General features: G+C 59.5%; 19 protein-coding genes and 1 pseudogene. 7 read left to right on the top strand and 13 right to left on the bottom strand.

The window, feature by feature from the left end; genetic code table 11:
• The 4 genes from tfdD to tfdB form a co-directional block, all read left to right on the top strand.
• Positions 1 to 899: chloromuconate cycloisomerase (gene tfdD, locus LDO41_RS33765; protein ID WP_223995860.1), on the top strand; the 899-nt coding region annotated here is incomplete at its 5' end.
• A 41-nt stretch (positions 900 to 940) separates the two neighbouring features.
• Positions 941 to 1,678 carry a dienelactone hydrolase family protein gene (locus LDO41_RS33760; protein ID WP_223995859.1) on the top strand — a complete coding sequence of 246 codons (738 nt, stop codon included), beginning with the start codon at positions 941 to 943 and terminating at the stop codon, positions 1,676 to 1,678.
• Positions 1,675 to 2,739, top strand: a complete 1,065-nt coding sequence (locus LDO41_RS33755) for a maleylacetate reductase (protein ID WP_011178383.1) — start codon at positions 1,675 to 1,677, stop codon at positions 2,737 to 2,739. Before LDO41_RS33760 ends, LDO41_RS33755 begins: the two co-directional genes overlap by 4 nt.
• Before the next feature lie 344 nt (positions 2,740 to 3,083).
• Positions 3,084 to 4,880: a 2,4-dichlorophenol 6-monooxygenase gene (gene tfdB, locus LDO41_RS33750; protein ID WP_011178382.1), complete on the top strand. Its 1,797-nt coding sequence runs from the start codon at positions 3,084 to 3,086 to the stop codon at positions 4,878 to 4,880.
• 353 nt (positions 4,881 to 5,233) lie between these two features.
• Here the strand turns inward: tfdB and LDO41_RS33745 are convergent.
• The 5 genes and pseudogenes from LDO41_RS33745 to LDO41_RS33725 form a co-directional block, all read right to left on the bottom strand.
• Positions 5,234 to 5,433, bottom strand: a pseudogene (locus LDO41_RS33745) (IS30 family transposase); the annotation flags it as partial.
• A 541-nt stretch (positions 5,434 to 5,974) separates the two neighbouring features.
• Positions 5,975 to 6,547, bottom strand: a complete 573-nt coding sequence (locus LDO41_RS33740) for a hypothetical protein (protein ID WP_007180433.1) — start codon at positions 6,545 to 6,547, stop codon at positions 5,975 to 5,977.
• A 76-nt stretch (positions 6,548 to 6,623) separates the two neighbouring features.
• Complete coding sequence (locus tag LDO41_RS33735; RefSeq protein ID WP_007180432.1) at positions 6,624 to 6,887, bottom strand: hypothetical protein; 264 nt, start codon at positions 6,885 to 6,887, stop codon at positions 6,624 to 6,626.
• Positions 6,884 to 7,246: a hypothetical protein gene (locus LDO41_RS33730; RefSeq protein WP_156903410.1), complete on the bottom strand. Its 363-nt coding sequence runs from the start codon at positions 7,244 to 7,246 to the stop codon at positions 6,884 to 6,886. The genes LDO41_RS33735 and LDO41_RS33730 overlap by 4 nt, the downstream gene beginning before the upstream one ends.
• Positions 7,243 to 10,269, bottom strand: coding sequence for a Tn3 family transposase (locus tag LDO41_RS33725; protein ID WP_007181927.1), 3,027 nt, complete (start codon positions 10,267 to 10,269; stop codon positions 7,243 to 7,245). Before LDO41_RS33725 ends, LDO41_RS33730 begins: the two co-directional genes overlap by 4 nt.
• Positions 10,270 to 10,412: 143 nt before the next feature.
• Here LDO41_RS33725 and LDO41_RS33720 point away from each other — a divergent pair, with 143 nt between their 5' ends.
• Together LDO41_RS33720 and LDO41_RS33715 are read left to right on the top strand one after the other, a co-directional pair.
• On the top strand, positions 10,413 to 12,104 hold the full coding sequence (locus LDO41_RS33720; protein ID WP_007180429.1) for a site-specific integrase: 1,692 nt from the start codon (positions 10,413 to 10,415) through the stop codon (positions 12,102 to 12,104).
• Between the two features lie 283 nt (positions 12,105 to 12,387).
• Positions 12,388 to 12,609, top strand: a complete 222-nt coding sequence (locus LDO41_RS33715; protein ID WP_223995858.1) for a hypothetical protein — start codon at positions 12,388 to 12,390, stop codon at positions 12,607 to 12,609.
• Positions 12,610 to 13,017: 408 nt separating this feature from the next.
• Here the strand turns inward: LDO41_RS33715 and LDO41_RS33710 are convergent, their stop codons facing one another.
• The 8 genes from LDO41_RS33710 to LDO41_RS33675 all read right to left on the bottom strand — a co-directional run bounded on the left by LDO41_RS33710 (position 13,018) and on the right by LDO41_RS33675 (position 24,989).
• Positions 13,018 to 16,131, bottom strand: a complete 3,114-nt coding sequence (locus tag LDO41_RS33710; protein ID WP_223995857.1) for a glycosyltransferase — start codon at positions 16,129 to 16,131, stop codon at positions 13,018 to 13,020.
• On the bottom strand, positions 16,132 to 17,493 hold the full coding sequence (locus tag LDO41_RS33705; protein ID WP_035476787.1) for an ABC transporter ATP-binding protein: 1,362 nt from the start codon (positions 17,491 to 17,493) through the stop codon (positions 16,132 to 16,134). It abuts the gene before it with no gap.
• On the bottom strand, positions 17,483 to 18,322 hold the full coding sequence (locus tag LDO41_RS33700; protein WP_062801088.1) for an ABC transporter permease: 840 nt from the start codon (positions 18,320 to 18,322) through the stop codon (positions 17,483 to 17,485). The genes LDO41_RS33705 and LDO41_RS33700 overlap by 11 nt, the downstream gene beginning before the upstream one ends.
• A 51-nt stretch (positions 18,323 to 18,373) precedes the next feature.
• A complete protein-coding gene (locus LDO41_RS33695; protein WP_150124159.1) occupies positions 18,374 to 19,597 on the bottom strand; it encodes a glycosyltransferase family protein in 1,224 nt (407 codons plus the stop codon).
• Between the two features lie 7 nt (positions 19,598 to 19,604).
• The gene (wecB, locus tag LDO41_RS33690; RefSeq protein ID WP_062801092.1) at positions 19,605 to 20,744 is read right to left on the bottom strand and encodes a non-hydrolyzing UDP-N-acetylglucosamine 2-epimerase; all 1,140 of its coding nucleotides are present in this window, start codon (positions 20,742 to 20,744) and stop codon (positions 19,605 to 19,607) included.
• 114 nt (positions 20,745 to 20,858) lie between these two features.
• The gene (locus LDO41_RS33685; RefSeq protein ID WP_062801094.1) at positions 20,859 to 21,305 is read right to left on the bottom strand and encodes a GNAT family N-acetyltransferase; all 447 of its coding nucleotides are present in this window, start codon (positions 21,303 to 21,305) and stop codon (positions 20,859 to 20,861) included.
• A gap of 62 nt (positions 21,306 to 21,367) precedes the next feature.
• Positions 21,368 to 21,670, bottom strand: a complete 303-nt coding sequence (locus tag LDO41_RS33680; protein ID WP_035483982.1) for a type II toxin-antitoxin system TacA family antitoxin — start codon at positions 21,668 to 21,670, stop codon at positions 21,368 to 21,370.
• A gap of 352 nt (positions 21,671 to 22,022) precedes the next feature.
• A complete protein-coding gene (locus tag LDO41_RS33675) occupies positions 22,023 to 24,989 on the bottom strand; it encodes a Tn3 family transposase (protein ID WP_035483985.1) in 2,967 nt (988 codons plus the stop codon).
• 155 nt (positions 24,990 to 25,144) lie between these two features.
• Between LDO41_RS33675 and LDO41_RS33670 the strand changes: the two genes are divergently transcribed.
• Complete coding sequence (locus LDO41_RS33670) at positions 25,145 to 26,848, top strand: phage integrase family protein (RefSeq protein ID WP_062801097.1); 1,704 nt, start codon at positions 25,145 to 25,147, stop codon at positions 26,846 to 26,848.
• Positions 26,849 to 26,913: the final 65 nt, after the last annotated feature.

Here is a 26,913-nt window from a genome sequence, read left to right as displayed (position 1 = left end):
CGCCCCACCTCCTCGGAACTGATGCGTTCAACGTTTCAGGTGCACTGCAAACCATGGCGCGTGCCGTCACCGGAAACGCCTCTGCAAAGGCTGCGGTCGAGATGGCGTTACTGGATCTCAAAGCTCGAGCGTTAGGCGTATCGATCGCCGAGTTACTTGGCGGGCCGTTGCGCAGTGCGATTCCGATTGCCTGGACATTGGCGAGCGGAGATACGAAACGCGATCTCGATTCTGCCGTCGAGATGATTGAAAGACGACGACACAATCGCTTCAAAGTCAAGCTTGGCTTCCGGTCGCCCCAAGACGATCTCATCCATATGGAGGCTTTGTCAAATAGTCTCGGATCGAAGGCCTACCTTCGCGTTGACGTGAATCAGGCTTGGGACGAGCAAGTGGCGTCCGTCTACATTCCTGAACTGGAGGCGCTTGGCGTGGAACTCATCGAACAGCCGGTCGGCCGCGAAAATACGCAAGCGTTGAGGCGGCTCTCCGACAACAACCGCGTGGCCATCATGGCCGATGAGAGCCTGAGTACGTTGGCCTCGGCATTCGATCTCGCGCGCGACCGAAGTGTGGATGTCTTTTCGCTGAAGCTTTGCAACATGGGAGGGGTCTCGGCGACGCAAAAGATAGCAGCGGTCGCGGAAGCAAGCGGGATTGCATCGTATGGCGGAACAATGCTTGACTCGACGATCGGCACATCGGTTGCACTTCAGCTCTATTCTACGGTTCCATCGCTTCCGTTCGGTTGCGAACTGATCGGTCCCTTCGTGTTGGCAGACACGCTGAGCCACGAGCCACTCGAGATCCGGGATTACGAACTGCAGGTTCCCACTGGCGTAGGTCACGGCATGACGCTTGACGAGGACAAGGTGCGCCAATACGCACGCGTCAGCTAGGCAAAACGCGCAGCGCAGGCCGCGGCTGTGGATCGCCTCGAATGCAACTGCGCATGTGTAACTGGAGACTAAATATGTTATCAGACGGCGTTGAGATCACGTCGCGCTCGGGTGGTCGCTTTGGTGCCTACCTCGGAAAGCCGACGACGGACTCCGCACCCATCGTCGTGATCGCGCAGGAGATTTTCGGGATCACGCCTTTCATAAGAGAAACCGTGGAATGGCTCGTTGGTGCGGGCTTTGGTTGCGTGTGTCCGGATCTGTACTGGAGACAGGCGCCGAATATCGAGCTTGATGCAAACGTACCATCGGAACGGGAACAGGCGCTTGCGTTGTTTCGCGACTTTGACATGGAGGCAGGAGTCAATGACCTTTCATGCGCCATTGAATACGCTCGTGCGCTCCCTTTCTCGAACGGTCGTGTCGCTGTAGTCGGGTACTGCCTGGGAGGTGCGCTGGCGTTTGATGTGGCGGCGCGATCATTGGCCGATTGCTCAATCGGCTATTACGGCGTGGGACTTGAAAAAAAGGTCTCACTGGTGCCAGCTATTACACGACCGGCGATGTTCCACATGGGTACCAAAGATCACTATGTCACAGAAGAGGCCCGTAGCATTCTCGAAGAGCATTTCGGTCGAAACAAAAATCTGAGTCTGCACTGGTATCCAGTGGGGCATTCATTTGCACGGTCATCCAGCCCAAATTTCGATCAGGCGGCGACAACTGTGGCCAATGCTCGGACGCTCGAACTGCTTGCAATGTTGAAGGACCCTTCATGAAGAAGTTCACGCTTGACTACCTGAGCCCGAGGGTCGTCTTCGGGGCGGGCACTGCTTCTGCATTGCCAGATGAAATAGGACGCCTTGGCGCACGCCGGCCCTTGGTATTAAGCAGCCCGGAACAACGCGAGTTAGCGAAGGATATCGTCCGTCCGATAGGTGACAGGGTAGCTGGATATTTCGATGGCGCGACGATGCATGTTCCCGTCGACGTCATCCAGAAAGCCGAGCGGGCTTTTAACGATACTGACGCCGACTCAATCATCGCGATCGGGGGAGGATCGACCACCGGACTCGCAAAAATCCTTTCGATGAACCTTGACGTCCCAAGTCTGGTTATACCAACGACCTATGCCGGTAGTGAAATGACTACCATTTGGGGTGTCACGGAAGGCGGAATGAAGAGGACCGGCCGCGACCCCAAGGTGCTACCGAAGACCGTGATTTATGATCCATTGCTCACGGTCGATTTGCCGCTTGCTATCTCGGTGACGAGCGCCTTGAATGCGATCGCTCACGCCGCAGAAGGTCTGTACTCGGCCGACCTCAATCCCGTTCTCGAGACCATGTGTAAGCAGGGCATATGCGCCTTGTTCGATGCAATCCCGCGCCTGGTGGCAAAGCCGACTGACGCCGAAGCGCGTACGGATGCCCTTTTTGGGGCATGGATGTGTGGCACTGCACTGTGCCACTTGGGCATGGGGCTACATCACAAACTCTGCCACACGCTTGGGGGAACCCTTAATCTTCCCCACGCGGAGACACATGCAATCGTACTACCACACGCACTGGCATACAATCTGCCGTACGCCGCGCCAGCTGAGCGACTGCTTCAGGAAGTCGCCGGCAGTAGTGACGTCCCGAGCGCGCTATATGATCTCGCCAGAAATGCTGGAGCACCACTCAGTCTCGCCGAAATCGGTATGCGGCCTGAAGATATTCCGAGGGTACGCGACCTCGCGCTAAGGGACCAATATCCGAATCCGCGTCCGCTGGAATCGGACGCATTGGAAACATTGTTAGTCAATGCGTTTCGTGGGCGAAGACCGGATTTCAAATAATGTGACCTGCACTCCGCGTTTAGTACGGTAGCGGTGAAGAGCCCGTTCCAAAGTCGACATCGGGTCTTCAAGCTAAAGCGAAGCACATGAATTTGCATCCACTGTTCCTTGTGGAGCATCGCCAGCCTTCGCGCGAAAAAGGCCGACTGTACTGGAGGTGGCTCGGATTTTCTTTGCGCGAAGTGGCTCATTTTTACTTTGCGCGCAACAAAGGCTCTTCAGCCTTACTATTCATCGCGCGTTAAAGACGGTGAAGTTTAAAAAATCGACTTGGCCGAACGCGAGATGAACAATCCCTGTTTCTTCTCACAAAGAGAGAGACATAACAATTGACGGAGGAAGACATGGCATTGACGATCGAAACCGACGTGCTGGTCGTTGGCACCGGGCCGGCGGGCGCTTCGGCGGGGGCACTGCTTGCGCGATACGGTGTCAGGACGATGCTCATTAACAAGTACAACTGGACGGCTCCGACGCCGCGTGCCCACATCACCAACCAACGCACAATGGAGATCCTGCGTGATCTCGGTCTCGAAGCTGAAGCCCGCCTCTACGCCGCGCCGAATGACCTAATGGGCGAGAACACCATCTGCGCCTCGTTGGCCGGCGAGGAGTTCGGTCGGATTCGCACCTGGGGGACGGATGTTCGCCGGCGCGCCGATTACGACGAATGTTCGCCGACCTCCATGTGCGACCTGCCACAGAACTATCTCGAGCCGATTCTCGTCAAGTCGGCCGCACTCGACGGCTGCAAGGTGCGCTTCGACACAGAGTATCTTGGACACGAACAGGATGCTGACGGCGTGTCGTCGCGCTTGCGCGATCGTCTGAATGGCGAAGAGTTTACCGTCCGGTCGAAATATCTGATCGGCGCCGACGGCGCCAACAGCCGCGTCGTGTCAGACCTGGACCTGCCGCTCGAAGGTACCATGGGCAAGTCCGGTTCCATCAACTTGCTGTTCGAGGCTGATCTCGACCGCTACGTCGCGCATCGTCCATCGGTCCTTTACTGGGTCATCCAGCCCGGCTCCGATATCGGCGGTCTCGGCATCGGCGTGGTGCGCATGGTCCGGCCGTGGAACAAATGGCTGGCGATCTGGGGGTACGACGTCGAGCAGGGCCCGCCGGAGATCTCGGAATCCTTCGCCCGCCGCATCGTCCACAATCTGATCGGCGATGACAGCGTGCCGCTGAAAATTGAGGGCATCTCGACCTGGACGGTCAACGACATGTACGCGACCCGGTTGCAGCAAGGACGGGTCTTCTGCGCCGGCGACGCGGTCCACCGGCATCCGCCGACCAACGGACTCGGCTCAAACACCTCCATCCAGGACAGCTTCAATCTCGCCTGGAAGATCGCCATGGTGCTGAACGGCACGGCCGACGAGAGCCTGCTGGACACCTACACGATCGAGCGGGCGCCGATCGCGAAGCAGGTGGTCTGCAGGGCGAACAAGTCGCTTGAGGATTTCCCGCCGATCGCGATGGCTCTGGGGTTGCCGCAGGCCAAGAGCGCCGACGAGATGAAGAGCAACATGGCTCGCCGCAAGGAACCTGGGCCCGAGGCGCAAGCGCAGCGCACGCGGTTACGCGAGGCCATCGCCGGGACCAATTACGTTTACAACGCCCACGGCGTCGAAATGAATCAGCGTTACGACAGTCCCGCGATCGTGGCAGACAATTCGCCGGACGAAGTCTTCCGCGACGTCGAGCTCTATCACCAGGCGTCGACGCGGCCTGGAGCGCCCATGCCGCATGTCTGGGTCTATGCGAGTGGTGATGGACACCGTATCTCAACAAAGGATCTCTGCGGGAAGGGCAACTTCACTCTCTTTACCGGGATTGGCGGCGCAGCCTGGCAGGATGCCGCGGCGGCCGTGAGCCGGCAACTCGGGGTGGCAGTGACGGTGCGCATCATTGGGCCTGGCCAGGCCTACGAGGATCATTACGGCGACTTCGCGAGAATTTCCGAGATCATCGACACCGGCGCCATCCTGGTGCGGCCGGATTTCCACGTCGCCTATCGGGCGACGTCCTTGCCGGCCGATGCGGCAGGCGACCTCGTGTCCGCCATGAGGCGGATCCTCGGACGCCAGTCAGAGAGGTCGAGCGCGCTGCGCGTTACGTCTCGAGCTATATAAGGAGTGGCGTCGCGATCTATTCGAGGTGAGACGGAAGCGCTCACCTCGGGTTGCGGGAGGGGAAGCGTGATCTTGCGCAGCGTGAGATGGCGTGTGGCGACGCGGGAAGGTTGTCGCGCGATTAAGGCAAGGCGGTGCGCAACGACGTGACGTGTTTTCTGGACCGGACGTAACTGCAGATCATCTAATTTGGGAAGTTCGTACCGGTGTCGACCGCCTTGCTGATGATGCTATTAAGCACGTGAGCAGACGACGGGCCGGTGCAGCCAACGTTGAAAAAAGAGCGCTTGATTGCAATGTCGACGACACGATCTACATTACTGTCATTTGAATGACCGCTTGCTCGTGCGGATTCAACCGGTGGATGCAACAGTTTGCTGAAATCGTTCGGCGGGCGTTCCGTGGTTCAGGGTTTTCCTCGGTCGCCCATCCAGCCGCCTCGCCACGGTATTGAGTAGCCAATTGGTACACCGAAATGTAGGTGCCGTTGGGGATGTCTCGATAGCCCGTTCGCATTTTCATTCGACCCGCGCTGCCAAGGATGCTGGGGGTTCAGTAACTGCAGGCTGAACTGCGCCAGGTGAACCAAACGCTGATCGTCAAGCAAAATGAAATAACCCAGTTGAACAGAGAAAGCGCGCGGCTCGTCGCCGAAGCCGGCGTCGCGACAAGGCATCTACGCGAGCTGCAAGCGCACAGCAAGTAGTTACAGAATACGTTGAACCAGTCGCTCGCCGACCACGCACGCACCAAGGCCGAGCACGATGCGCTGCTAACACCGCGAGGACTGAGGCGACTGAACTGACGCGGCTGCGCGAAGCACGTGAATCGCTGACCGCCGATCTGACGAAGCTCACAGCGCAGTTCGACGAGCAGCAGTTGCTCGGGGACTATCGGATGCGTCTGGGCCTCACGGACGCGGCGGGATGAAAGCGCCAGATTCCGCATCAAAAGGATGGGGATCTACGCCGGAACCCCAGAAAATTCCGTCGTTCCACATTGTGAACATTAATCGGCTTATTCCAGCCGAAGAATGTTGGAGCGACGTCCGGTGAGTGACATGACGGTCTCGGTCACACGGACCATCAGGACCGTTACGCGGGGCCCAGTTCGATTACATTGTGGGACAGGTCGAGACAATCTTCGCAGTCCCGGCAAACCCAGTGCAGCATCGGCCCGACCGGATCTGGATGGTCGCTGAACGTTGTCAGCGCCGCGTCGTACTGAGCATCGGACGTGCTCGAGCGCAGTATCCGCTCGAGATTAGACTCGATGCTGTCCAGGCTGCATTCACCGATGCCGGACTTGAACACCGTCACACCGCCTGACGGGTTGACCGCGAAGAAGAAAAACGCCTTCGTGTCGACCATGTGCGACAGGATTGTCCTGGCGATGAAGTTGCTCGGATTGATCAGCGCATTGAAGATGCGGTAGCCGTAAAACTCTAAGCCGAAGTGTACGACCTCGAAGTCGTCGGTGCCGCGTATCGAGTGGCCAAAGTTGAAACCGCTGCGTGTTACGTCGTTCGGAATGTCATCCACCGGCCGCAGTGCCAGGCAAGCATAGTGCGTCTGGCCCTCGGCCACGAGTCCCATCGCAAAGCAGGGCGCGCGCTCGGCCAGCAAGGCCTCGACAAAATTCCGGTTCATGCGGAGCGTTGGCAGCATCGGGCATCCTTCATCGTGAATCAAATCAACATTTGCCGACCTGGCTGTGCGGTGCGTCGACGTCGAACATCAAAGGCTATACATCGTCGAGCTCGAACAGCGCGCGATCGGCGGGCCGCGACAGATAATCGTCCATCATCGCGCGGAAATCGGCTTCATCCCACTCGCCGCGATCGACACGCCGCAGCAACGCCTCGCCGGCCAGCATGATCTTTCGCTCGCGATCCGCGCGCGTTTGCTTGACCTGCTGGCGCTGCGCCTTAGCTGCCGCTTTGCGGGCTGTTTTCAGCTCCTGCAGCTTTTCGTCTGTCGCATCGAGACGACGTTTCAGCATGTTCATTCTGGCGTCCTGTTCGAAGAAGCGGTTTGCGCGGGAAACCGGCGCGCCGGCGTGCGCCGGTTCGTTACATTCGCGCCGTACTGTCGCGCCCAGGTGCGTACCGAGGGAGCGATATCGACTAACGTCGGCGGCATGTTCGGCAACACATCCATCGTCCAGCCACCCAGCCGCTTTGGCGCAATATACGCCGGTCGCCAGCTGCCGTCGGCCAGGATATCGATCACGAACAGCGACGTGCCGACGCTCAGTCGCCAGGTGTTGACCACGGCTGGGGGTAAAGGATTACCTGGTTGTGGCATCGTATTCCACCGTAACAGGAATAAGGGATTCCAAGCCAGAACCGCCGAAAATTCGATCACTCCAATTCGAGCCCTGCAATGAGCGCGTCCAGGTCGATTTTGTTGTCGCTTTGAAAAGTGTAGTGCCCGTTCAAAAGGATATGCCGCCAGGCTGCCGGTGATATCTGCGTAAGCCGCGCCAGCGCCTTGGCGTTGCCACTGGCCTCCCATTTCGTCAGTAGATGCGACAGAATCGCCGAGTTGTAAAAAATGATGACGTTGGCGATCAGCCGGGCGCACTGGTTGCTGATCTCGATTTCGATGTCGGTGCGGCCGGTCAATTCCTTCTTGCCGCCGACCTGGGCGATGGTCGAACGAAGCTGATGGTAAGACTCGAGGCGGTTTTGGGAGCGATGCACGTTTCGCTCGAGCTGCGGGTCGCGCAGGTAACGCAACGTGTAGATGGTACGAATGAGCTTATCGAACTCAAAAATCGCGCGACGTGTCGGGTTTTCCTGCGAGTACGTACATAGTTTGCGGATCAGCGAGCCCTGCGTGATCTCTTTGAGGCCCAGCGTGGCGACGATCTGATCGATATTTGTCTTCTCACTGGTGATGAGCTGCCGATCGATTTGTCCGATCGGCTGAATCAGGCATTTCTCGTACAGCGCCGGGTCGTCGATACAATACAATTCCTGCAACTGGTCATCGAGGTTTGTGAAGCGAGGCTCGAAGCGCAACCCGAACCAATACAGGATAGCGAAGTTGGCTTTGTTGATGCTGTGCATGTCGCCGGTGATCGCAGTCGGCACTATATCCGACGTGTTGCGATACCAGATGTCGAACACGTGATGCGCCTCGTACTCGTGCGCGCCGATTAGGTAGCCGTTCAACGGGACATGATTGCACAGCAGCGTGTAGGCGACGACGCCTTTGCCTCGTCCGAAGTATTTGCGCGAGTAACGCGCCTTCACGGTCGGTCGCTCGACGCCGAATTTCTGCCCATCGACGGCGCTGTACAGCGCATCGAGATCGAACGAGTAGTACGGGAAGATCGGCAGCGCGGCGATGGCGTTGCTGATGCAGTCGTTGGCCGCATGCAGCGTCGCCTGACGCAGATACTGCTGGTAGGTGCTATCCAGAACGTGGTACGGAATGTCGCTGGTGCGCGCCATGACATGGTTGCCATGGTTCATTGCCTGAGCGATGATAACCGCCATCAGGCTATCGGCGTCCGCTACCTTCTTCGCGTAGCGCGGCTGCAATGGCGTCAGCGCCGACAGGAACTGGCACTGGCCGTTGACGAAGCGGAACACGTCGGCAACATCGCAGAATGGCAGTTGCTCGTAGAATGCCTGCTCACGCACCTTCTGGTTCTCGGTTTTCGGTTTGCGCCAAATCAGCTTCTGCGTATCCTTGTCGTATTCCAGGTGCGTAAGCTTGCCCTGTTTCAGCTCTCGGTTGAAGGCCAGCCATTGTGCATGCAACTCGGCCGCTAACGCATCGAGTTGGGCATCGATTGGCTGCTGCAGGAACGGGATCTCCATCTGCGCCAGCGCGTCGGCCTTCTCGTTCATCGAAACAAGCTCGTCGGAGAAGTGACGATGTTGCAGACTGTCGTCGAGATAGATCTCTCCCGACTGGAAGCGCTTCCGGATCTGGCGGTACAACCAGAATTCGTAGCGATCGGCGTGCAAACCGGTCGGCTGACCATCAGCGCCGAAGATCAGCAGGTACGGTCGCAGGCGCTTCGGCAGCGTGGCCGCGGGACATTCGGCGAGCGGTCGTTGTGACAGGCGCTGCTGTTTGGCGAAGGCCCCCTTGACCCAAGCCAGCGCCGCGAGCCACGGGTTGTCTGGGGAGGTGCCGACGAAGTCGAGCTCGACGTACAAGGGGCGCAGGTGACGGCGAATACGTTTGGCTAGGCCGTCCACCGCCAACCAGTGTAGTGCCAGTTGACTCAGCGGCTTGACCGTCATGCGTTGCGCCGTGTTTTGTAGCACATCTTTGGCCATGATTTTATAGGCGCGCTGACGCACCTCGCCGAACGGCGTCGGATCGGCTACGCTGTCGTCCACATAGAGCGACAACAGGCGGCCGATCTGCGGCGTTTCCCGATGGCGTTTTACTTGCTCGGCGATGAGTGACTGTTTCGCGCCCGCGCTGCTTTCTTCCTCGAGCTGCTTCATGTGGAAGGCCATCGCATCGACCAGGTTGTCGGTGAGCTGTCGGAAGCGCACCCAGGCGTAACACAGCAGGTAGAGCTGCGCCTGATCCGCCTTCAGGTTGCGCAGGTCGTGGACGGTATAGAAGTTCGCCAGGCTTGCGTAGTACAGCACGTTCTGCTGCGAGATATCCAGCCGGGGCAGCAGCGTCCTGGCGATTTCGTGCAACGGCTGCAGCGTGCCGCGCTTTTCGCGTTCGCGGACCATCTGACGCCAGCCGAAATTCTTGGCATCCTGTTTCAGCGCCGCCAGTTTCGACAGAGTATCATCGCGCACCAGAAGTTGGTCTAGCGCGGTTTGGGTCAATTCGTCCAATACGCCGGTGAGCAGGTCGCCCAGCCGCCGACGTTCGACGGACAGGGCTTCGCTGACTAGCTCTTGCAAGGTCGTGTAGCCGGGCCGGATCATCTTGTGCTCATTGAGCCACACGATGAGCTCGGCGGCGACGAATCCCGGTGTCACGTCGCGACGTACGATCTGCGCGGCCTGCTGCATGAGTTGCGGCAGGAAGGCGGCCACCCACGGTCGATAGCCGTACAGTTCAGCGATCTGTTCGCGCTGGGCGTAGTACTCGTGCCGGGTGATCGGCTTGCGTTCGAACGGCTCGCCGTGGAAATAGCGGCTCAACACGAAATCGTAATCGTCCTCAACCTCGTCCCAATCGAAGCGGAAGAAGGCGTGCTTGGACTTGAAGTAGCCAATCTGCAAGATGCAATAGACCTGCGCGGGTATGGAGGGCCGGCTACTGGCGAGCGCCAGTTCGGATTCGGTCAATGCCAGGTATTCCAGCCGCTGCGCATCGTCGAAATCAGGCAGGCCATACAGGGCTTCCTGTTCGGCGTCGGAAAAGACGCTGAGCAGCTTATTCTTGTTGATCATCGACCATCCTCTCCACGCAACGTCAGATCCTTCAATTTTGTGATATCACGACATGGGGTACGACAGAAATATTGAACTCCCGCATTCTACAGAGATAAGCTTTATTATCTCTGTGGCATTGTTTCCATATTAAACTCGATGACATGAAAACGCGCCCCACGAGCCCGTCCGCCGCCGACATCCCGACCGACTTTCCTGATGCTGATGCACTGGCAGCGCTGCGTGCCTGGTACGAGGGCGCATCCTCGCGTGAGGCGGCACACCGGTACATGCAAGATCGGCTCAGCCACAGCCAGTCAGCCCGCGGCGTCATCGGCCAGATCCGCCGGCAACTGGCACTTTATGCCCGTAACCGACAGCGGGCAGATCTGGCCACGCTGTTCGAATGCCCGGCCCAAAAGCGTATGCATCATGCGCGCGCCACCACGCAGGCTGTCGAGCTACTGCGCATCATGCCTGCGCCAGCTCCGCAGATCGGCGACGACATTGCGCACTGGCTGCCGAATCGCGCTGCCCGCACCCTGCACGCGGCCGGCATCCGGACCCTGGCCGATCTCACGGTACGGATTCCGCGTCGCCGGCAGTGGTGGACCGTCATTCCGGGTCTCGGGCCGGCCAGTGCAAGAAGGATCGAGGCCTTCTTTGCCGCGTACCCGGCGCTCACGGAGCGGGCCCGCGCACTGATCATCGCGGATCGGCAGTCAGTCGTGACGCCTTGGGAGCAACTACGGCTACCGCACGAGATCGACGGATCCGCCGGCGCCTTCCGCGCACCGGTGTCGGCCTGCATCCTCGGCGTCGACAACGATTACGACGCTATCCAGGCATGGCTCGCGTTGCACGAATCCCCGGCCACGCAGCGGGCCTACCGCAAGGAAGCCGAACGGCTGATTCTCTGGGGCATCGTTGCTCGCGGCAAGGCGCTGTCTTCGCTGACCACCCGGGATGCCACCGACTACAGGGCGTTTCTGCGCAGACCTACACCGCGAGAACGCTGGGTCGGGCCACCGCGGCCGCGCACATCAACGGACTGGCGCCCGTTTGTCGACAACCTCTCGGCCCGTTCGATTGCGCATGCGCTTGCCGTGCTCAGCGCCATGTTCCGCTGGCTGGTCGAGCAGCGCTACGTCGTGGCCAACCCATTCTCCGGCATCAAGGTACGCGGCAGCAAGCGCGCCATGGCTCTTGAAACCTCGCACGCTTTCACCGAAGGAGAATGGATGCTGACGCGCACCATCGCCAACGGGCTCGAGTGGTCGTACGGCTGGCAGGCGCCCGCTGCGCAACGGTTGCGGTTCATGCTGGATTTCGGCTACGCAACGGGACTGCGGATCAGCGAACTGGCTGACGCCACACTGCGCAGCATCGAAGTCGACGCAGCCGGTGATCACTGGCTGCACGTGGTCGGCAAGGGCGGCAAGCCAGCCCGCGTTACCCTGACACCCCTAGCGCGCACAGCGCTGGACCGATATCTGCAGGAGCGGGGGCTTCCTGTCAGCCGTGCTCACTGGAATCCGACCACGTCCCTGATTGGCAGCCTTGACGACGCCGATGCCGGCATCAAGCCCTTGCGGCTGTGGGAAGTCATGCGCCGGTTTTTTCGGCTCGTCGCGCAGATTATCAAGAACGACCATCCGGTGCTGGCTGAAAAGCTGCATCGGGCCTCTCCGCACTGGATGCGGCACACCCATGCGACCCACGCGATCGCCAGAGGGGTTGAGCTGAGCGCCGTACGAGATAACCTGCGTCACGCGTCGATTTCGACCACGTCGATTTACTTGCATACCGACGATGTAAAGCGGGCACGGCAGTTCGGGCAGGCATTTACCGACTGAGTTACTCGCTCGGCACGTCAGGCAACAAACCGATTGACGTTCACAATGTGGAATGACGGAATTTTCTGGGGTTCCGGCGTAGAACCCCAGCTACGGGGCTCGACAACAAAACCGTCACGCTGCTGATCGGGCAGGCCGGCACACAGGCGGGGGTGACGATTCGCAAGGACGATGCCACCTACCGGATCACCGACTGGGGACTGGCCATCCGGCCGGAAGGCGCCAGACTGGCGCTGGACGGCCACTTCGGCACCTGAACCCGACTAGACGGAAGGAGCGCCACGTGCGACTCGTGTACCGACAGACCCAAGAACCTGTGCGCATCGACGACACCGTCACCCTGCACGATGGCCGCACCGTGATCGTCAAAGGCATGGAGAAGCCGCACCACAGCGGCTCTACCGGCCGCGTGCTCGTCGTGCACGAGGGCGATCAGGAGCCCATGCGCTACTACCCAAGCGTCATCGAGGCCGAGTGGATCGAGCGCGAAGACCAGACACCCTGAATCCCTAGGGGTCGCTTCAGAAAACGGAGAATATTGCACGCTAAGCCCCTCGACGGAGGCGCCCGCCGTTGCTTGGGCTTCAGAAATGCCATGGAGCCGAATGGTCTGAAAATCCGGCTCAGGCCCATGGCTCATCGCTAACGCATTTCCGGAAGCGGCCGCAACGGCCGGAATCTCCCTTCCTGCAGACAGTGGCTTTTTGCGACACATTTAGTCGCCAGTCAGGTCGATGTACTCCCAGCCGAGCGGTGAGAGGTACGTTCTACGCGAGTTGAGCCGGATTGACCCAACTCGCTCAGACCCACAACCGTCATGCTGCTCACGAAGGCGGCGCCCAACCTTGAGGCGGCGTCCCGTTGGTGCATCGTCTTTCGCAAGAAACGTGCGCTGGGCTCACAGGACGTCACATTAGTGCCCAGGATAGTCAAGGAAGAACTCGGGATGAGCCTCCCACTTCTTCTTGAAATACTCGCCGTTTCTGAGAAAGAGTTTGGTGTAGCTCCGACCCTGTGAGTTGGCGTTGGTAGTCTGATGCGGCTGATGCCGGATACCTGTCAGGTCTCTATAGCAGACCTTCAATCCGAGCCTTTTGATCTGGAAGCTCATGTCGGTGTCTTCGAAACAGGTCGGATCGTAAAAATCGTCGAATCCACCAGTTGCATTGAAAACAGATCTCGGAACAAAAAACCCGCCAGTGCCCAGATAGCCGATGTCGGCGCGATAGCCATTGAGCAACGCCTCTTGGTTCATCGCGCGATTTTGGCAATAGTCGGCAATCATGCCGCCCAGATCGGTACGCGTGCGATCGAACCACCCAGCCGCCCATCCTACGACGCCAACGCTTGCGTCTCGAGAGAGGATCTGCAGTGCCTCGACCAAGAACGACGAGCTGGTAAACCACTGATCTGAATCGAAGAACGCCAGATACCTACCTGTCGCCAGACTTGCACCGAGATTTCTCCCGGAGGCACAGCCGTTGACGGGGTTAACTACTACCCGGACGTCCGGGAAGTTCTCAGTGATAAAGTCTGCACCGCCATCCGTACTCGCGTTGTCAACAACGATAATTTCCCGCAGGAGGCATTTTCCATGAGTCTGTAGCGACTCGAGGCAGCGCCCGATAATGTTGCGATTGTTATGGATCAGGATGACCGCGCTGACTGACGAGGCAAACCGTTTGCTCGTCTCCTCCCCGGCCAGCTGATCAAGGCGACCAAACCAGCTGTTCTTGGAAACAAACCGGTCATTTTCGTGTGCAAGTGCCTCGGAGTCATACGATCTGTTGCAGAGACGTGCAAAATCTTCGGGGGTGTCGGCAATATGGACGCCCGGATAGTCGACGATTTCGGGAAGGCGAGTGGAAACCACCGGTTTGCCAATGAATAAATATTCGAAAACCTTGATCGGTGACACGGCGTCTGAGATCTTGCCAGGGACAAAAGGCAACAGAGCCATGTCCGAGTGCTGCAGGTAGCCTGGCAGTTCATCGATTTTCTTTGATCCCAGGAAATGGATGTTCTTCGGTAGCCCCTCCTTCCCTGGGCTATCCCCGATCAGCACGACGTCCAGATGCGGATTTGCATTGGCAGCAGCGATCACCCAGTCCCACGCAAACCACTCGCCATACAGCGAGCCAAAATAGAGCGCGGTCTTCTTGCCTCGCTTCGGGAGGTCCGCTGGACGTTCGTAGGACTTGTATTTGTCGAAAATGTACTCGTTCGACGCATTGGGGAGGTACAGGGCATCCTTGCGACCCAGGTCCACCAATCGCTTCACCAGCAGCTTGGCGGTTCCGACCACCACAGGCGCCTTTTCGACGAACTGGCGATAGGTCTCCATGCTGAACCAGTCGCCACCGAGACTCGTCTCCCAATCATCGATGAGCTCAAACACGCTGCGCAACCCTCGGACATTGCAGGCCTCGAGAAACGGCAGGATTTTGGGATGCGGCAGTTCCAGCAGGATGGTGGCGTGCTCCGAAATGCGATCAAGCAGGCTGGCGGGATCAATCCTGTCTATGGAGAGGTGTGTCAGGCCAGGAACATCCAAGTCGGACTCGCTGTGCTGGCCCGTCGCGAAATCGTACTTCGGGTAAATATAGATGTAGATGACCTTTCGACCGGTCTTCAAGGCGCAGCGAGACAGTTGTGCCGCCCGCTGTCCGCCGCCAACATCGTCAAACGGTACGCCGGTAATCACAACAAGCTCATCCTGCAGCAGGGGAGCGAAATGACGGTGATCAGCTGACGCAACCGGCATCCCATTATTCAAAGGGGAGTAGACAGAGCCGGGGGCAGCCAGCCGCGAGGACCACTTGCGCTGGAGTTTTGCCTTGACCGCCCGAATGAGTGCCGGGGCGCCTCCGGTAGCCACCAGTTGATGCGATCGATTCACGTAATGCGGGATGCGCTTTAGCCTTTGTTTGGTATTCCAGGCCACACCCAGCAGACCGCTATTCCTCATCTTGATGTCCTGTAATAGCTGAGCAATGTAGATTTCTTTGTCGTACCTGTAGGCGTCCGCCGAGTGAAGGTGGGCATCGCGCTCGCTTACCTCCTGTGTCAGGCGAGTGATCTGGCTGTTACGCTCGTCCACGGCCTGCATGAGGCTCGCGATTTCCTCGTGCTGCTTCTCAAGAGCCTGCGTGAGATCAGCAATCTGTCCGCGTCGCTCCCCAAGGGTCTGCGTAAGATCAGCGATTTGCCCATGTCGCTCCCCAACGGTCTGCGTAAGATCAGCGATTTGGTCGACGCGCCGCTCAAGGGTGCGCGCAAGGTCAGCGATCTCCCCGTTACGCGCGGCTGCCTCACTTTTGAGGATATTTACCTGCGTCGCGACATCGTCTTTCTCGACGTGACAGTCGTTCAGCGTAAGCGCGAGTTCACTTGTCCATTCCGAGTTTGCATAGACCAGAATGATCTGATGTCCCGCCCAAAGCGTGTCCTGCATGGACCTGCAATCCACAACTTTTGACCAGGTTAGCCGGAACCCGTTGGCCAGTTGCGAGGGAATGTTTTCGGGGAAAAACGAAAAGAAATGCTCTTCGATACGATCGAATTCCCGGTACGGCAACGCGAGCACGATCGCCTTTCGTGCGCGACCGGAGATGGTTTTTAACACATCATACGGCCTGTGAAAATGTTCGAGCGTATTGGAAGAGAAAATCACATCAAACGTTTCGTGCTGCGCATCGGAACCTGCGAGCCAGTCCGCGTTGATAAAACGAACGGTCGGGTAGCGCTGGGCGGCTTGCCTGATGGCCACGGACGAGAAATCGACGCCAGCAACCTGCTCCGCAGGGACAAAGCTGGCCCAGACATCGGTGCCATCGCCTTGGGCGCAGCCCCAGTCGGCGAGCGTGAGCCCCTGCCGCTTGATTTGATCCATCAGCCATTGCGGAAGGCCTTCAATGGCAATCCGCGCGAAAAAGCGTGATTGCCTTGGTCCTTCAAAGTCCTCCCAGTTCCCTGAGAAACGGGTGTCCCAATAGGAGTTGGAATTGATGATTTTGGGCGTGTTCACTTATTTCACCAGTATTTTCTGCTCGATGGCTGGCTGAAAGATGCCAAAAAGCCGTTGATCAGAGAGGGACGAAAAGTAGTGCGCACCCTCCACATATTCGTAGTAGTGGATGTCGCGATGCTGGCGGTTTTCCACCGCCGCAACCAAGAGATACTTGCCCGTCACGAGCGGGTTCGTCAGTTGGAACGAGACACTGAAATGCTCGTCATCAGGCAAGGCATTGCCGCCGAAATCATGTGTCGTTGACACAATGAGGTCAGTGCCTTTCAGATCCTTGATAGAGAAGGCGACGCTCAGGTGCTCGCGCGAGATCGTCTTTGGTACATGCAGGTCGATCACGATCTCCAACCGGTCGCCCCAGGGCAGGACATCCTTGCGGTTGCCATAGCCATCGCGCACCGAGGCACTTTGAATGGTGCCCTTGTGCGACCCCCAGTGGGTGACGGGGCGGGCATCGAGCACGCATTCCGGCACGACTGGCGGTGATGCGACCATCTCAGATTGCGTGCCAGCTTCGGTTGCCGCGCACCCGGCGTTCCGAATATCGGCGCTCGTATTTCCCAGGGCACCCGAGTCCCGCTGCGATGTGATGTCCGCCCGCAATGCTTCGTCTGCGGTCTCTTCGTCCTTGAACATGAACTCCATATACCGGCCGGTGACGGGGAACACGTCGCCATGTTCGAGTAAGCGCCCCTTGTCGAGCCATATCGCTCTTTCGCATAGCGTGCGAACGGATCCGACGTCGTGGCTGACGAAGAGGATGGTGGCTCCCTTTTCCTGAATGTCCTTGATGCGCCGCATGCATTTGGCAACAAAGCGCGCATCACCCACTGCCAGCGCCTCATCGACAATGAGGATATCCGGGTCCACGTGAATCGCAATCGAGAAGGCCAACCGGGAATACATACCGCTGGAATAGGTCTTCACCGGCTGGTCGAGAAACTCTCCCAGTTCCGAGAACGCTAGCACCTGCTCCATCCGGGCCGCCATTTCCTCTCGTGGAAACCCGAGGATTGAGGCATTGAGCATCACATTCTCGCGGCCCGTGAATTCGCTATTGAATCCGGCGCCGAGTTCAAGCAAGGCCGCCACGCGTCCACTCGTCCGGACCTCCCCGGAGGTAGGCGTGACGGTGCCGCAGATCATCTGCAGCAACGTGGATTTCCCGCTGCCATTTCGCCCGACGATGCCAACCGTCTCCCCTTTTTTGATCTCGAAGGAAACATCCTGGAGCGCCCAGAATTCCTTGTAGAACTGCTTTTTGCCTCGCGAAAGCATCTGCACCAGCCTGTCTCGAGGCTTGTCGTAGATGTGATAGCACTTGGCAAGTCGGTCAATTTTGATCGCGATCTCAGAGGACATCAGCGAACCCCTTGCGCGTTTTCTGGAACCACGCAAAGCCCAACCAAGCAATCATCGAAGTTATGAAGAGGTAGCCGATCCAGACCACCCAGTCCGGAGCTTTACCCCAGATCATCACGTCGCGCGCCTGTTCGATCGTCAGCGTCAACGGGTTCACTTGAAGAAAAGGACGATAGGCTGCGGGAAGCGATGAGACGGAATAGAAAATTGGAGAAAGAAACATCAAAACAGCAGTAATCACGGTTATGATTTGCGTAACATCGCGCAAATAAACCCCGAGCGAGGCGAGTAGCCAGCTCACCCCGAGCGTCAGCAGCGCAAGGGGCAGCAGCACCAGAGGAAGCAGCACTACCGTCAGCGGTGGCACGCCAAAGAAGATCAGATAAAACAGGAGCCACACGCCGAGACTGATCAGCATGTGAAATGCGGCGGAAGCGAGAGCCACGAAGGGCAGGATTTCGAGAGGGAAGACTACCTTCTTGACGTAGTTCGCATTTCCCAATACCAGACCGGGCGCGCGGTTAACACATTCGGCGAACAGATTGAAGACCATCAGGCCGGCAAAGAGTACCAGCGCGAATTCGGTCTTTGAATCCGATCCGCTGGTCCAGCGCGCCTTGAAAACCACCGAAAACACGAAGGTATAGACCGCCAGCATCAGGAGTGGATTGAAGAAAGACCAGAGCAGCCCCAGAGCCGAGCCGCGATACCGGCCCGCGACCTCCCGTTTAGCCAGGTCAAGGATCAGGCGTCGTTGCTCCCGCAACGATCGCAGGATCGCGCGCGGGCGCAGTGGGGGAGATTCATGTGGGTTGACGTTATCTTTCATGAGATTCTGCTAGAGGTTATATGCCGGTGAGAATCGCGGCAGGAAGCGTTGTCAGGCAGAGGTGCGCTTTCGGACAACATGGGCAGCTCCGTCAGAGCTGACGGGCATGCCTTTGTGCGCCGGGCTTGGCCAAGCAGCCCGTTCCAGGACGGGTTCGAAACGTTTCGCCCAGGAGACCGCTTCCTTGAAGCTGGCGATGGCGTGTGGTTCAACCACAGTCACGCGGGCTTCGTCCCACAGCGCACGCCAATCTTGGCCACGCTGTATTTTGTTGACCCCATCGTTGGCGTCGCGCAGCCGCATCTCGCCAAAGTCTGTCGACCAGACTGGCACGCCTAGGCTGCGATATTCATAGAACTTGATGGGATCAACGCTGTCGGTTAGCTCGTTGCGCTTGAAAGGAATCAGGCCAACCGCAAAGTCACGAACAAAATCGGCCATTTCGTTGAACGGACGTTCCCCGAGAAACTCGATATTCGGGGGGAGATCTGCAGGACGCGGCACGAACTCCGGACCGACCAGGCGCACGGGGATTTCCGGCAGCGCCCGGGCAATTTCACAGACCAGGGGCCAGTCGAACCATTCGCCGATTGTCCCGAGATACCCGACGTACTTTCGGGTTGCCATGATCGACGGCTGTGGCAAGTGATCGGTTGGATAGCCGTTCAGGACAGTGATCGCGTCATGCCGGACAGCCTGGATGTCCAGCGCGAGTTGATTGGAGGAACAGAAGACATCCGTAACGGTCCTGCAAACATCCTTGAGCCGTCGCTTCATGGACAGGCGGGAAACGCCACGATAGAACGCTGGAAAGTTGTCGAGCACGTCGGCAAATGAGCGCTCGTGCGGCAGGTTTTTCAGAGCCCATAGCGCGAGCGCACTGGGTCGGCCAATCCCGATGACGCAATGCCCGCCAGCGGCAAATTCGCGCAGACGTTGTCGCACCGGCCGCCAGCACAGCATTTGGTTGAGGAGGCTGCCGAGTGGCAGCGGCTCAACGGGCAGGGCCGCGGGGCGATGCAGTTCGATCCGTTCATCCGAATGCGCGACAACGGACTTCGCGTTGCGCAGCCGCTTCAGGTCGGACAGCTTCGGCAGACGTGTCGGATAGGGGTCTATCCAGAGTACAGCGCTGTAGCCGGCATTGGCGAAAGCCGTCACCATGAAGTGGGGTCGCTGCGCGTAACTGTGGTACGGAACCGACGAGAAGTAGACAAGCCTTTTCCCTGCGCCGCTCATTGTGCCGGCGCTTACAGTGTTGAGGACCTGGTTCATGAGGCCATCAACCCGCAATCTCGGAAGCAGTCGTGGCGTTTGCTGCCTGAAACGCTTTTTCCAGAATGTTGACAATGCGGGCTGAAGCGTGCCCGTCGCCATAGGGCGACGCGCCCCGGGCCATGCTGCGATAGGCGGCCTGGTCAGTCAGCAACTCCGTGACCCGATCGACGATGAGATCCGTACCGGAGCCGACCAACGCAGCCACACCAAACGCGACGGCTTCCGGCCGCTCGGTTTCCTCGCGAAGAACCAGTACCGGCTTGCCCAGCGCCGGCGCTTCTTCCTGGACGCCGCCGGAGTCGCTGAGAATGAGGTCGGCCGCTTCCATCGCCGGAATGAAGGCGAGGTAGTCCAACGGATCGCAGAGCGTAACTCGCGGGTGCTGCCCAAGTAGTGCCCGCACAGGCGCTGAGACATTCGGGTTGCGGTGTACGGGGAACAGGATATCCAGCGTGGGGTGCTGTTCGAGCAAACGCAGAAGTGCCGCGCAGATACGCTGAAGCGGCTCCCCGAAATTTTCGCGCCGATGTGTGGTGACCAGCATCATCTTGCGCCCAGGCGGGCGACGAAGAGGCACCTTACTTGGATGCTTGCGGGCGTCGAGGAGAGCGTCGATGACCGTATTGCCCGTCATGAACACGGTATCGGGGAGACACCCTTCGTCCAGCAGGTTTGAGCGCGATGATTCGGTGGGAGCAAAGTGCCACCGCGTCAGCCGTCCAGTCACAACGCGATTCATTTCCTCCGGGAACGGGTTATGCATGTCACGGGTGCGCAAGCCGGCTTCGACGTGCCCCACCGGGATGCGGTTATAAAAGGAAACAAGCGATGCGGCGAGAACGCTGGTCGTATCGCCTTGTACAAGCAGCGCAGCCGGTTTGCATTCGCGGACAACTCGTTCGAGGCCATTGATGAGGCGAGCGGTAAGGTCCGACAAGCTTTGATTTGGCTGCATCACGTTCAGATCGAAGTCTGGCTTGATCGCGAATATTTCCAGCACTTGATCCAGCATTTCGCGGTGCTGGGCGGTGGCGATCACCACTGGTGCCAGATGACTCGATTTGGCCAGAGCTTTGACGACCGGAGCCATCTTGATGGCCTCAGGCCGGGTGCCAATCACAACTGCAACCTTTTTCTTTTCCATGTGAAATCTTGTTGTTGTGTACCGTACGTTGTGCCTAGTCTTTCGTTCGTCCAACTGGAACTTGAAAGTGGGCGACTGAAAGCCCGGGCGGAAGTGGTAGCCGATGTGGTTACATCAGATCGGTTCGAATCCGCGAACATGCTGGCAGACCGCATCCATGCTCCTCATCGGCAGAATCAAACGTCGCCGATCCGTTGCCAGCGCTTCGAATCCAAAGTGTTGATAGAAATCAGCCGCAGACGAGCTGGTAGCATTGGCCAGCACACACTGCACGTCGGTCCGCAGTGAAGCATCGCGAACTACGTGGAGGGCGTGCCTTAGGAGGTATCCGCCGAGGCCTTGACGGACGACGTGCCGATCGACCGCAAGCCGTGTCAGGAGCACGGCTGACACATCCTGGCCCGCACGTCTTTCGGAAATCCCCGCGAACAGCAGTCTCGTCGCCGCAAGCGCGTAGTACCCTAAGAGGCGCGCCGGCTCACCGTCATCGACGGCAACGTACGTGCGGGTGAGGTTCTGTTGCGCGTGCTGCGTCGCAGTTTGACGCAGCCAATCGTTCATCGGGCCAACACTGCAGTCAAACGCGCTGCGATCGTCCTGGGAGGTTAAGGGCCGAACCTTTATCAATTTTCTGAAGTTCTCACACGTTTGATTGTCGGTTTCTGGGATTCACTGGGCGTTGCTGGCTCGCCCAACAGCGCAAAAAGTTTCTTTGACTCGTCGATCGACAGCTTGATAGCGTGGATGAACTCTGCCTTCTCAATCACCTGTTGGGCTGCACTGAGCGCCGATTGCACGACGAACTGGTTAAGGGTGCTGTCTGAAAGATCAGCAGCCAACCTCAAGATCTCTTGTTTTTCCGCACTTAAGCGGGCCGTGATGCGACCACGCCCGGATGCGTCATCGGTGCGAGCAGGCTTTGCCATGTGTTCTTCCTTTAGAGCAATACGCGAGTCCCCCATTTTCCGTGACGGATTGACAATGCGCTCATCAGAGGGCACGTACTTTCCACCACGTCGCGCGCACGCCACGGCATGCAGGCGCGGCAGTTTAGCACCATGGTGCCAAAGTGGCACCTTTTTTTGGGCGGGCCTCGTGTTTGTACAAACTGCTTGCCACGTACGCTGGCGCTCATGATCGGGCCAGTGGGGAGACGTTGGGGGTCGTTTCAGAAGACCGAAAATATTGCACGCTAAGCCATGACGGAGGCGCAACGCTGGGCCTCCAGGGTATTGACGAGCCGCCATCGCGCGTGCAATCGCCTGCCGACAGAATTGGCTAGCGCTCTGCCAACGGTCGTAGGGGCCGAAATTTCCCATGCTGCAATTTATGACTCTTGCGCCACACATAATCGCCGGTCAGGTTGATGTGCTCCCAGCCCAGCGGTGACAGGTACGAATAGAGGACAGGATCGACCGACATGTCGCGGTCCTTCAGCGCCTGCACTGCGCGCTCGAGATAGACGGTATTCCACAGGACGATGGCCGCGGTGACCAGGTTCAGACCGCTGGCGCGGTAACGCTGCTGCTCGAAGCTGCGATCGCGGATCTCGCCGAGCCGGTAGAAGAAGACCGATCGCGCGAGCGCATTGCGCGCCTCGCCCTTGTTGAGTCCAGCGTGGGATCGGCGCCGCAGTTCCAGGTCCTGCAGCCAATCCAGCGTGAACAGCGTCCGCTCGATGCGGCCGAGTTCGCGAAGCGCGACCGCCAGACCATTCTGTCGCGGGTAGCTGCCGAGCTTACGCAGCATCAGCGACGCAGTGACCGTACCTTGGCGGATGGATGTCGCGAGGCGCAGCACCTCGTCCCAGTGCGTGCGAATCAGTTTCTCTTTGTACGCGCCACCGATCATCGGCGCCAATGCCGGATAGTCGTCAGGATTGTCGGGGACGTACAGCTTCGAGTCCGCGAGATCGCGAATGCGTGGGGAGAAGCGGAACCCGAGCAGATGCATCAAGGCAAAGACGTGGTCGGTGAAGCCGTTGGTATCCGTATAGTGTTCCTGGATGCGCAGATCCGACTCGTGGTACAGCAGGCCGTCGAGCACGTAGGTCGAATCACGGACGCCGACGTTCACCAGCTTGGAATGATAGGGCGCGTACTGGTCCGAGATGTGCGTGTAGATCATCCGGCCGGGCTCGGAGCCGTACTTGGGGTTGATGTGGCCGGTGCTTTCCGCGCGGCCGCCTGCCTTGAAGCGCTGGCCGTCCGACGATGATGTCGTGCCATCGCCCCAATGGGAAGCAAAGGCATGGGCGGACTGGGCGTTGACCAGGTCCGCCAGCCCCTGCGAATAGGTCTCGTCGCGGATATGCCAAGCCTGCAGCCAGGACAATTTGGCATAGGTCGTGCCCGGGCAGGATTCCGCCATCTTGGTCAGCCCAAGGTTGATGGCGTCAGCGAGAATGGTCGTCAGCAACAAGGTCTTGTCCCCGGCGGACTCTCCTGTCTTCAGGTGTGTGAAATGGCGGGTGAAGCCGGTCCACTCGTCGACCTCCATCAGCAGCTCCGTGATCTTGACGCGCGGCAGCATGAGCGCGGTCTGGTCGATCAGGGTCTGTGCTTCCATCGGGACGGCGGCGTCAAGTGGCGAGATCTTCAGGCCGGATTCGGTGATGATCGCATCTGGCAGCTTGTTGGCGGCGGCCAAGCGGTTGACGGTGGCCAGCTTCAGTTCCAGCAACCGGCGCCGCTCATTCAGGTAGCGCTCGCAATCCGTGGCGATGGGCAGTGGCAAAAGACGGCTTTCTCTGAGCGCGACGAACTTTTCGGCGGGCAACAGATACTCATCGAAATCCTTGAACTGCCGCGAGCCCTGAACCCAGATGTCGCCGGAGCGCAGGCGGTTCCGGAGTTCGGACAGCGCACACAACTCATAGTACCGGCGATCGATGCCATTCTTGGCCAGCACCAGGGGTTCCCAGCGCTTCTTGATGAATGAGGTTGGCGCGTCGGCCGGCACCTTGCGCGCATCGTTAAGGTTCATTACCCGGATCGTGTCGATGGCTGCCAGCACGTCCTTGGCCGCCGGCGCGGCACGCAGCTTCAGGATATCGAGGAATTCCGGCACGTAGCGGCGCAGTGTCGAGAAATGGTCGCCGACCAGGTGAAGGAAGTCGAACGCCTCGGGCTGGGCCAGTTGCTCGGCTTCGGTGACACTCCTGGTGAATACCTGCCACGGCATCACCGCTTCGATGGCCTCGAACGGGTCGCCGCCGCATTCCTTCGCCTGCAGCAGGGCCCGACCGATTTTCGAGTACTGCCGGATCTTGTCATTGATCGACTTGCCGGCCAGGTGAAATTGCTCCCGGTGCTTCTTCTTGGCAAAGTTGAACAGTCGCCCCAGAATCCGGTCATGCAAGTCGACGATTTCATCGGTGACCGTCGCGCAGGCCTCGATCACGACGGCGGTCAGCGTCGCGTGCCGGCGCCGCGGTTCGAATTTGGCGAGGTCGTTCGGCGTCATCTGGGCGCCCTCTCGGGCGATCTTGAGCAGCCGGTTCTGGTGGACCAGACGATCAATGCCCTCAGGCAGTCCGATGGCGCGCAGCATCTTCAGGCGATCGATGTGCTGCAGCATCTGGCGCGAACTGGCCTTGCCCGGCGGGAGCCGCAGCCAGGCCAGCCAGGTCAGACGCCCGTCTGGCCGACGCTGCAGCAGCATGTCGAGCTGTTGTCGGTGGTGCTCCGAGAGCGGTTCGGTCAACACCTGGTAAATGCGACGGGTGGCGAGGGTGATGGCTTCCGCGCACATGCGCTCGATCACATTCGAATTCGGCAGTAGCAGCGATTGCTGGCGCAGGTATTCAATCAATGCCGTGGCGAGGACAATGCCCTTGTCGGTTTGCTGGGCCAACTCCGACAGGGACTCGACGGCAGTGCGGTAGTCCGCCATCGTGAACGGCCGCACCTGCAGAACCACCTGCAGTTCTGCCTGGTGCTCTCTGCGGGTCTGGTCACGCCGCCCATAGTCTGGCCAATGCGAGGGCGCAATACGCAACTGCTGCGCCACCACCTGCAGCAATGCCTGCGGCGGCTCCTCGCCCGCTGCCAGCATGATGCCGGGATAGCGCATGCAGCAGAGCTGGACCGCGAACCCCAGCCGGTTGGCGGCGCCCCGGCGCTGCCGGATCAGCGCAAGATCCGACTCGTTGAACGTGTAGTGACGGATGAGTTCGTCTTTGCTGTCGGGAAATGCGAGCAGGCTTTCCCGCTCGGTGGTGGAAAGTACGGTGCGGCGTGGCATGCCAGTGGTTCACGATAGCTCGGAATCCGCGGTTCTGGGGGGCACGACACCGGCTTCCGAGGGTAGTTTCGGGAAAAAAATCAGCAGTCTAATACGTTCTATTACGATAATCCTTCTTATCGTAATGGATGGATTTTCGGCGTAAACTGGCCGGCATGAAAACGCGCCAGACCCCGCATCCCGTCGACGGCATATCTCCCGGCTTTCCAGATGAGGCTGCGCTTGCCGCGCTGCGCGCGTGGTACGCAGGCCTGTCGTCCCGCGCCGCGGTGGAGCGCTATCTGGCCCATGCGAAGGCGCCCGGCCAGTCGGCACGCGGGATCCTGGGCCAAATCCGTCGGCAACTGATCGCGTTCGCGCAGCACCGCCAACGCGCCGACCTCGCTGACCTGCTTCGGCATCCCATGAGCGAACGGCAACAGCAGGCGAGCGCCGTGGGACACGCGATCGAAATCCTGCGCTCCCTTCCGGTCCCGCAACCCCAAGTCACGGACGATATCGGGCTTTGGCTGTCACCCCGGGCCGCGCGTGCGCTGCGCGCCCACGGCATCCAGACCCTGGCTGACCTGACCGTACGGGTGCCGCGCCGGCGTCGCTGGTGGAGCGCGATCGCAGGATTAGGGCTGGCCAGCGCCCGGCAGATCGAGGGCTTCTTTGGCGCGCATCCGCAACTGACTGAGCGGGCGCGCGCGCTGGTCGTCGCAGCTTCGGTTGGCCCGGGCGAAGTGGTTCCGTGGGAGCGGCTGCGGCTGCCGCACGAGGTGGACGGCTCGCGAGGGAGCTTCCGGGCTCCGCGGCAGGCCTGCACGCTCGACGCCTCCAACGACTACGAGGCAGTACAGGCGTGGCTCGCCTTGCACGAGGCCCCCACAACGCTGCGCGCCTACCGGAAGGAGGCCGAGCGGCTCATCCTTTGGGCAATTGTCGAACGCGGTCGTGCGCTGTCATCCCTGACGACTGAAGACGCGATCGCCTATCGCGCCTTCTTGAAGCGACCGACGCCGCGCGAGCGGTGGGTCGGGCCGCCGCGAGCCCGTAACGCGCCCGACTGGCGCCCCTTCGCGGGCGGCCTGTCAGCCCGCTCCACGGCGTACGCGCTATCCGTGCTAGGTGCGCTGTTCCGCTGGCTGATCGAGCAACGCTACGTGTTGGCCAATCCGTTTGCCGGGATCAAGGTACGTGGGCGCACCCGCGTTGCCGCCCTCGATACGTCCAGAGGATTTACCGAGGGCGAATGGCTGCTGGTGCGTACCATCGCGGACGGCCTGGAATGGTCCTATGACTGGGATACCTCGGCCGCCCAGCGCCTGCGATTCATCCTGGATTTCGCCTATGCGACCGGCTTGCGTGCCAGCGAGCTGGTCGCTGCAACCCTGGGCGACATTCACGTCGATGCACACCACGACCACTGGCTGCACTTGATCGGCAAAGGCAGTCGCCCCGGGAAAGTGGCGCTTCCGCCTCTTGCGCGATCGGCGCTCGACCAGTACCTCGTGCAACGGGGGCTTCCTGTGACGCCGGCCCACTGGGATCCCAAGACGCCGCTCCTCTCCAGCCTGGAACAGGATAGCGAGGCCAGCATTACCGGAACCCGACTCTGGCACGTGATGCGGCGCTTCTTTGTCCAGGCCGCCGATGTAATTGGCGCCGACAACCCATCAGTGGCCGAAAAGCTGCGCCGGGCTAGCCCGCACTGGACGCGGCATACCCACGCCACACACGCGCTGGCCCGCGGCGCGGAATTGACCAGCGTGCGCGACAACCTTCGTCACGCGTCGGTGGCCACGACCTCGATCTATCTGCAAAGCGACGAGGTCAAGCGGGCACGCCAGATGAATCTAGCCTTCGCCGCTCGGTAATCGGCGCTCGGCCGGGAGCTTCCATGGCTTAGCGTGCAATATTTTCCGTTTTCTCAAGCGACCCC

It is taken from the genome of Cupriavidus pampae (assembly GCF_914271485.1).
GTDB classification, from domain to species: domain Bacteria; phylum Pseudomonadota; class Gammaproteobacteria; order Burkholderiales; family Burkholderiaceae; genus Cupriavidus; species Cupriavidus pampae.
Note: the sequence above shows the minus strand (reverse complement) of the source record. Positions and strands in the feature narration are given on the sequence as shown.

What these genes read in the sequence shown, in the direction of transcription:
- LDO41_RS33760 (WP_223995859.1), top strand. Translation starts at nt 941, where the DNA reads ATGCAACTGCGCATGTGTAACTGGAGACTAAATATGTTATCAGACGGC.
- LDO41_RS33755 (WP_011178383.1), top strand. Translation starts at nt 1,675, where the DNA reads ATGAAGAAGTTCACGCTTGACTACCTGAGCCCGAGGGTCGTCTTCGGG.
- tfdB (WP_011178382.1), top strand. Translation starts at nt 3,084, where the DNA reads ATGGCATTGACGATCGAAACCGACGTGCTGGTCGTTGGCACCGGGCCG.
- LDO41_RS33740 (WP_007180433.1), bottom strand. Translation starts at nt 6,547, where the DNA reads ATGCTGCCAACGCTCCGCATGAACCGGAATTTTGTCGAGGCCTTGCTG.
- LDO41_RS33735 (WP_007180432.1), bottom strand. Translation starts at nt 6,887, where the DNA reads ATGAACATGCTGAAACGTCGTCTCGATGCGACAGACGAAAAGCTGCAG.
- LDO41_RS33725 (WP_007181927.1), bottom strand. Translation starts at nt 10,269, where the DNA reads ATGATCAACAAGAATAAGCTGCTCAGCGTCTTTTCCGACGCCGAACAG.
- LDO41_RS33720 (WP_007180429.1), top strand. Translation starts at nt 10,413, where the DNA reads ATGAAAACGCGCCCCACGAGCCCGTCCGCCGCCGACATCCCGACCGAC.
- LDO41_RS33705 (WP_035476787.1), bottom strand. Translation starts at nt 17,493, where the DNA reads ATGTCCTCTGAGATCGCGATCAAAATTGACCGACTTGCCAAGTGCTAT.
- LDO41_RS33700 (WP_062801088.1), bottom strand. Translation starts at nt 18,322, where the DNA reads ATGAAAGATAACGTCAACCCACATGAATCTCCCCCACTGCGCCCGCGC.
- LDO41_RS33695 (WP_150124159.1), bottom strand. Translation starts at nt 19,597, where the DNA reads ATGAACCAGGTCCTCAACACTGTAAGCGCCGGCACAATGAGCGGCGCA.
- wecB (WP_062801092.1), bottom strand. Translation starts at nt 20,744, where the DNA reads ATGGAAAAGAAAAAGGTTGCAGTTGTGATTGGCACCCGGCCTGAGGCC.
- LDO41_RS33685 (WP_062801094.1), bottom strand. Translation starts at nt 21,305, where the DNA reads ATGAACGATTGGCTGCGTCAAACTGCGACGCAGCACGCGCAACAGAAC.
- LDO41_RS33680 (WP_035483982.1), bottom strand. Translation starts at nt 21,670, where the DNA reads ATGGCAAAGCCTGCTCGCACCGATGACGCATCCGGGCGTGGTCGCATC.
- LDO41_RS33675 (WP_035483985.1), bottom strand. Translation starts at nt 24,989, where the DNA reads ATGCCACGCCGCACCGTACTTTCCACCACCGAGCGGGAAAGCCTGCTC.
- LDO41_RS33670 (WP_062801097.1), top strand. Translation starts at nt 25,145, where the DNA reads ATGAAAACGCGCCAGACCCCGCATCCCGTCGACGGCATATCTCCCGGC.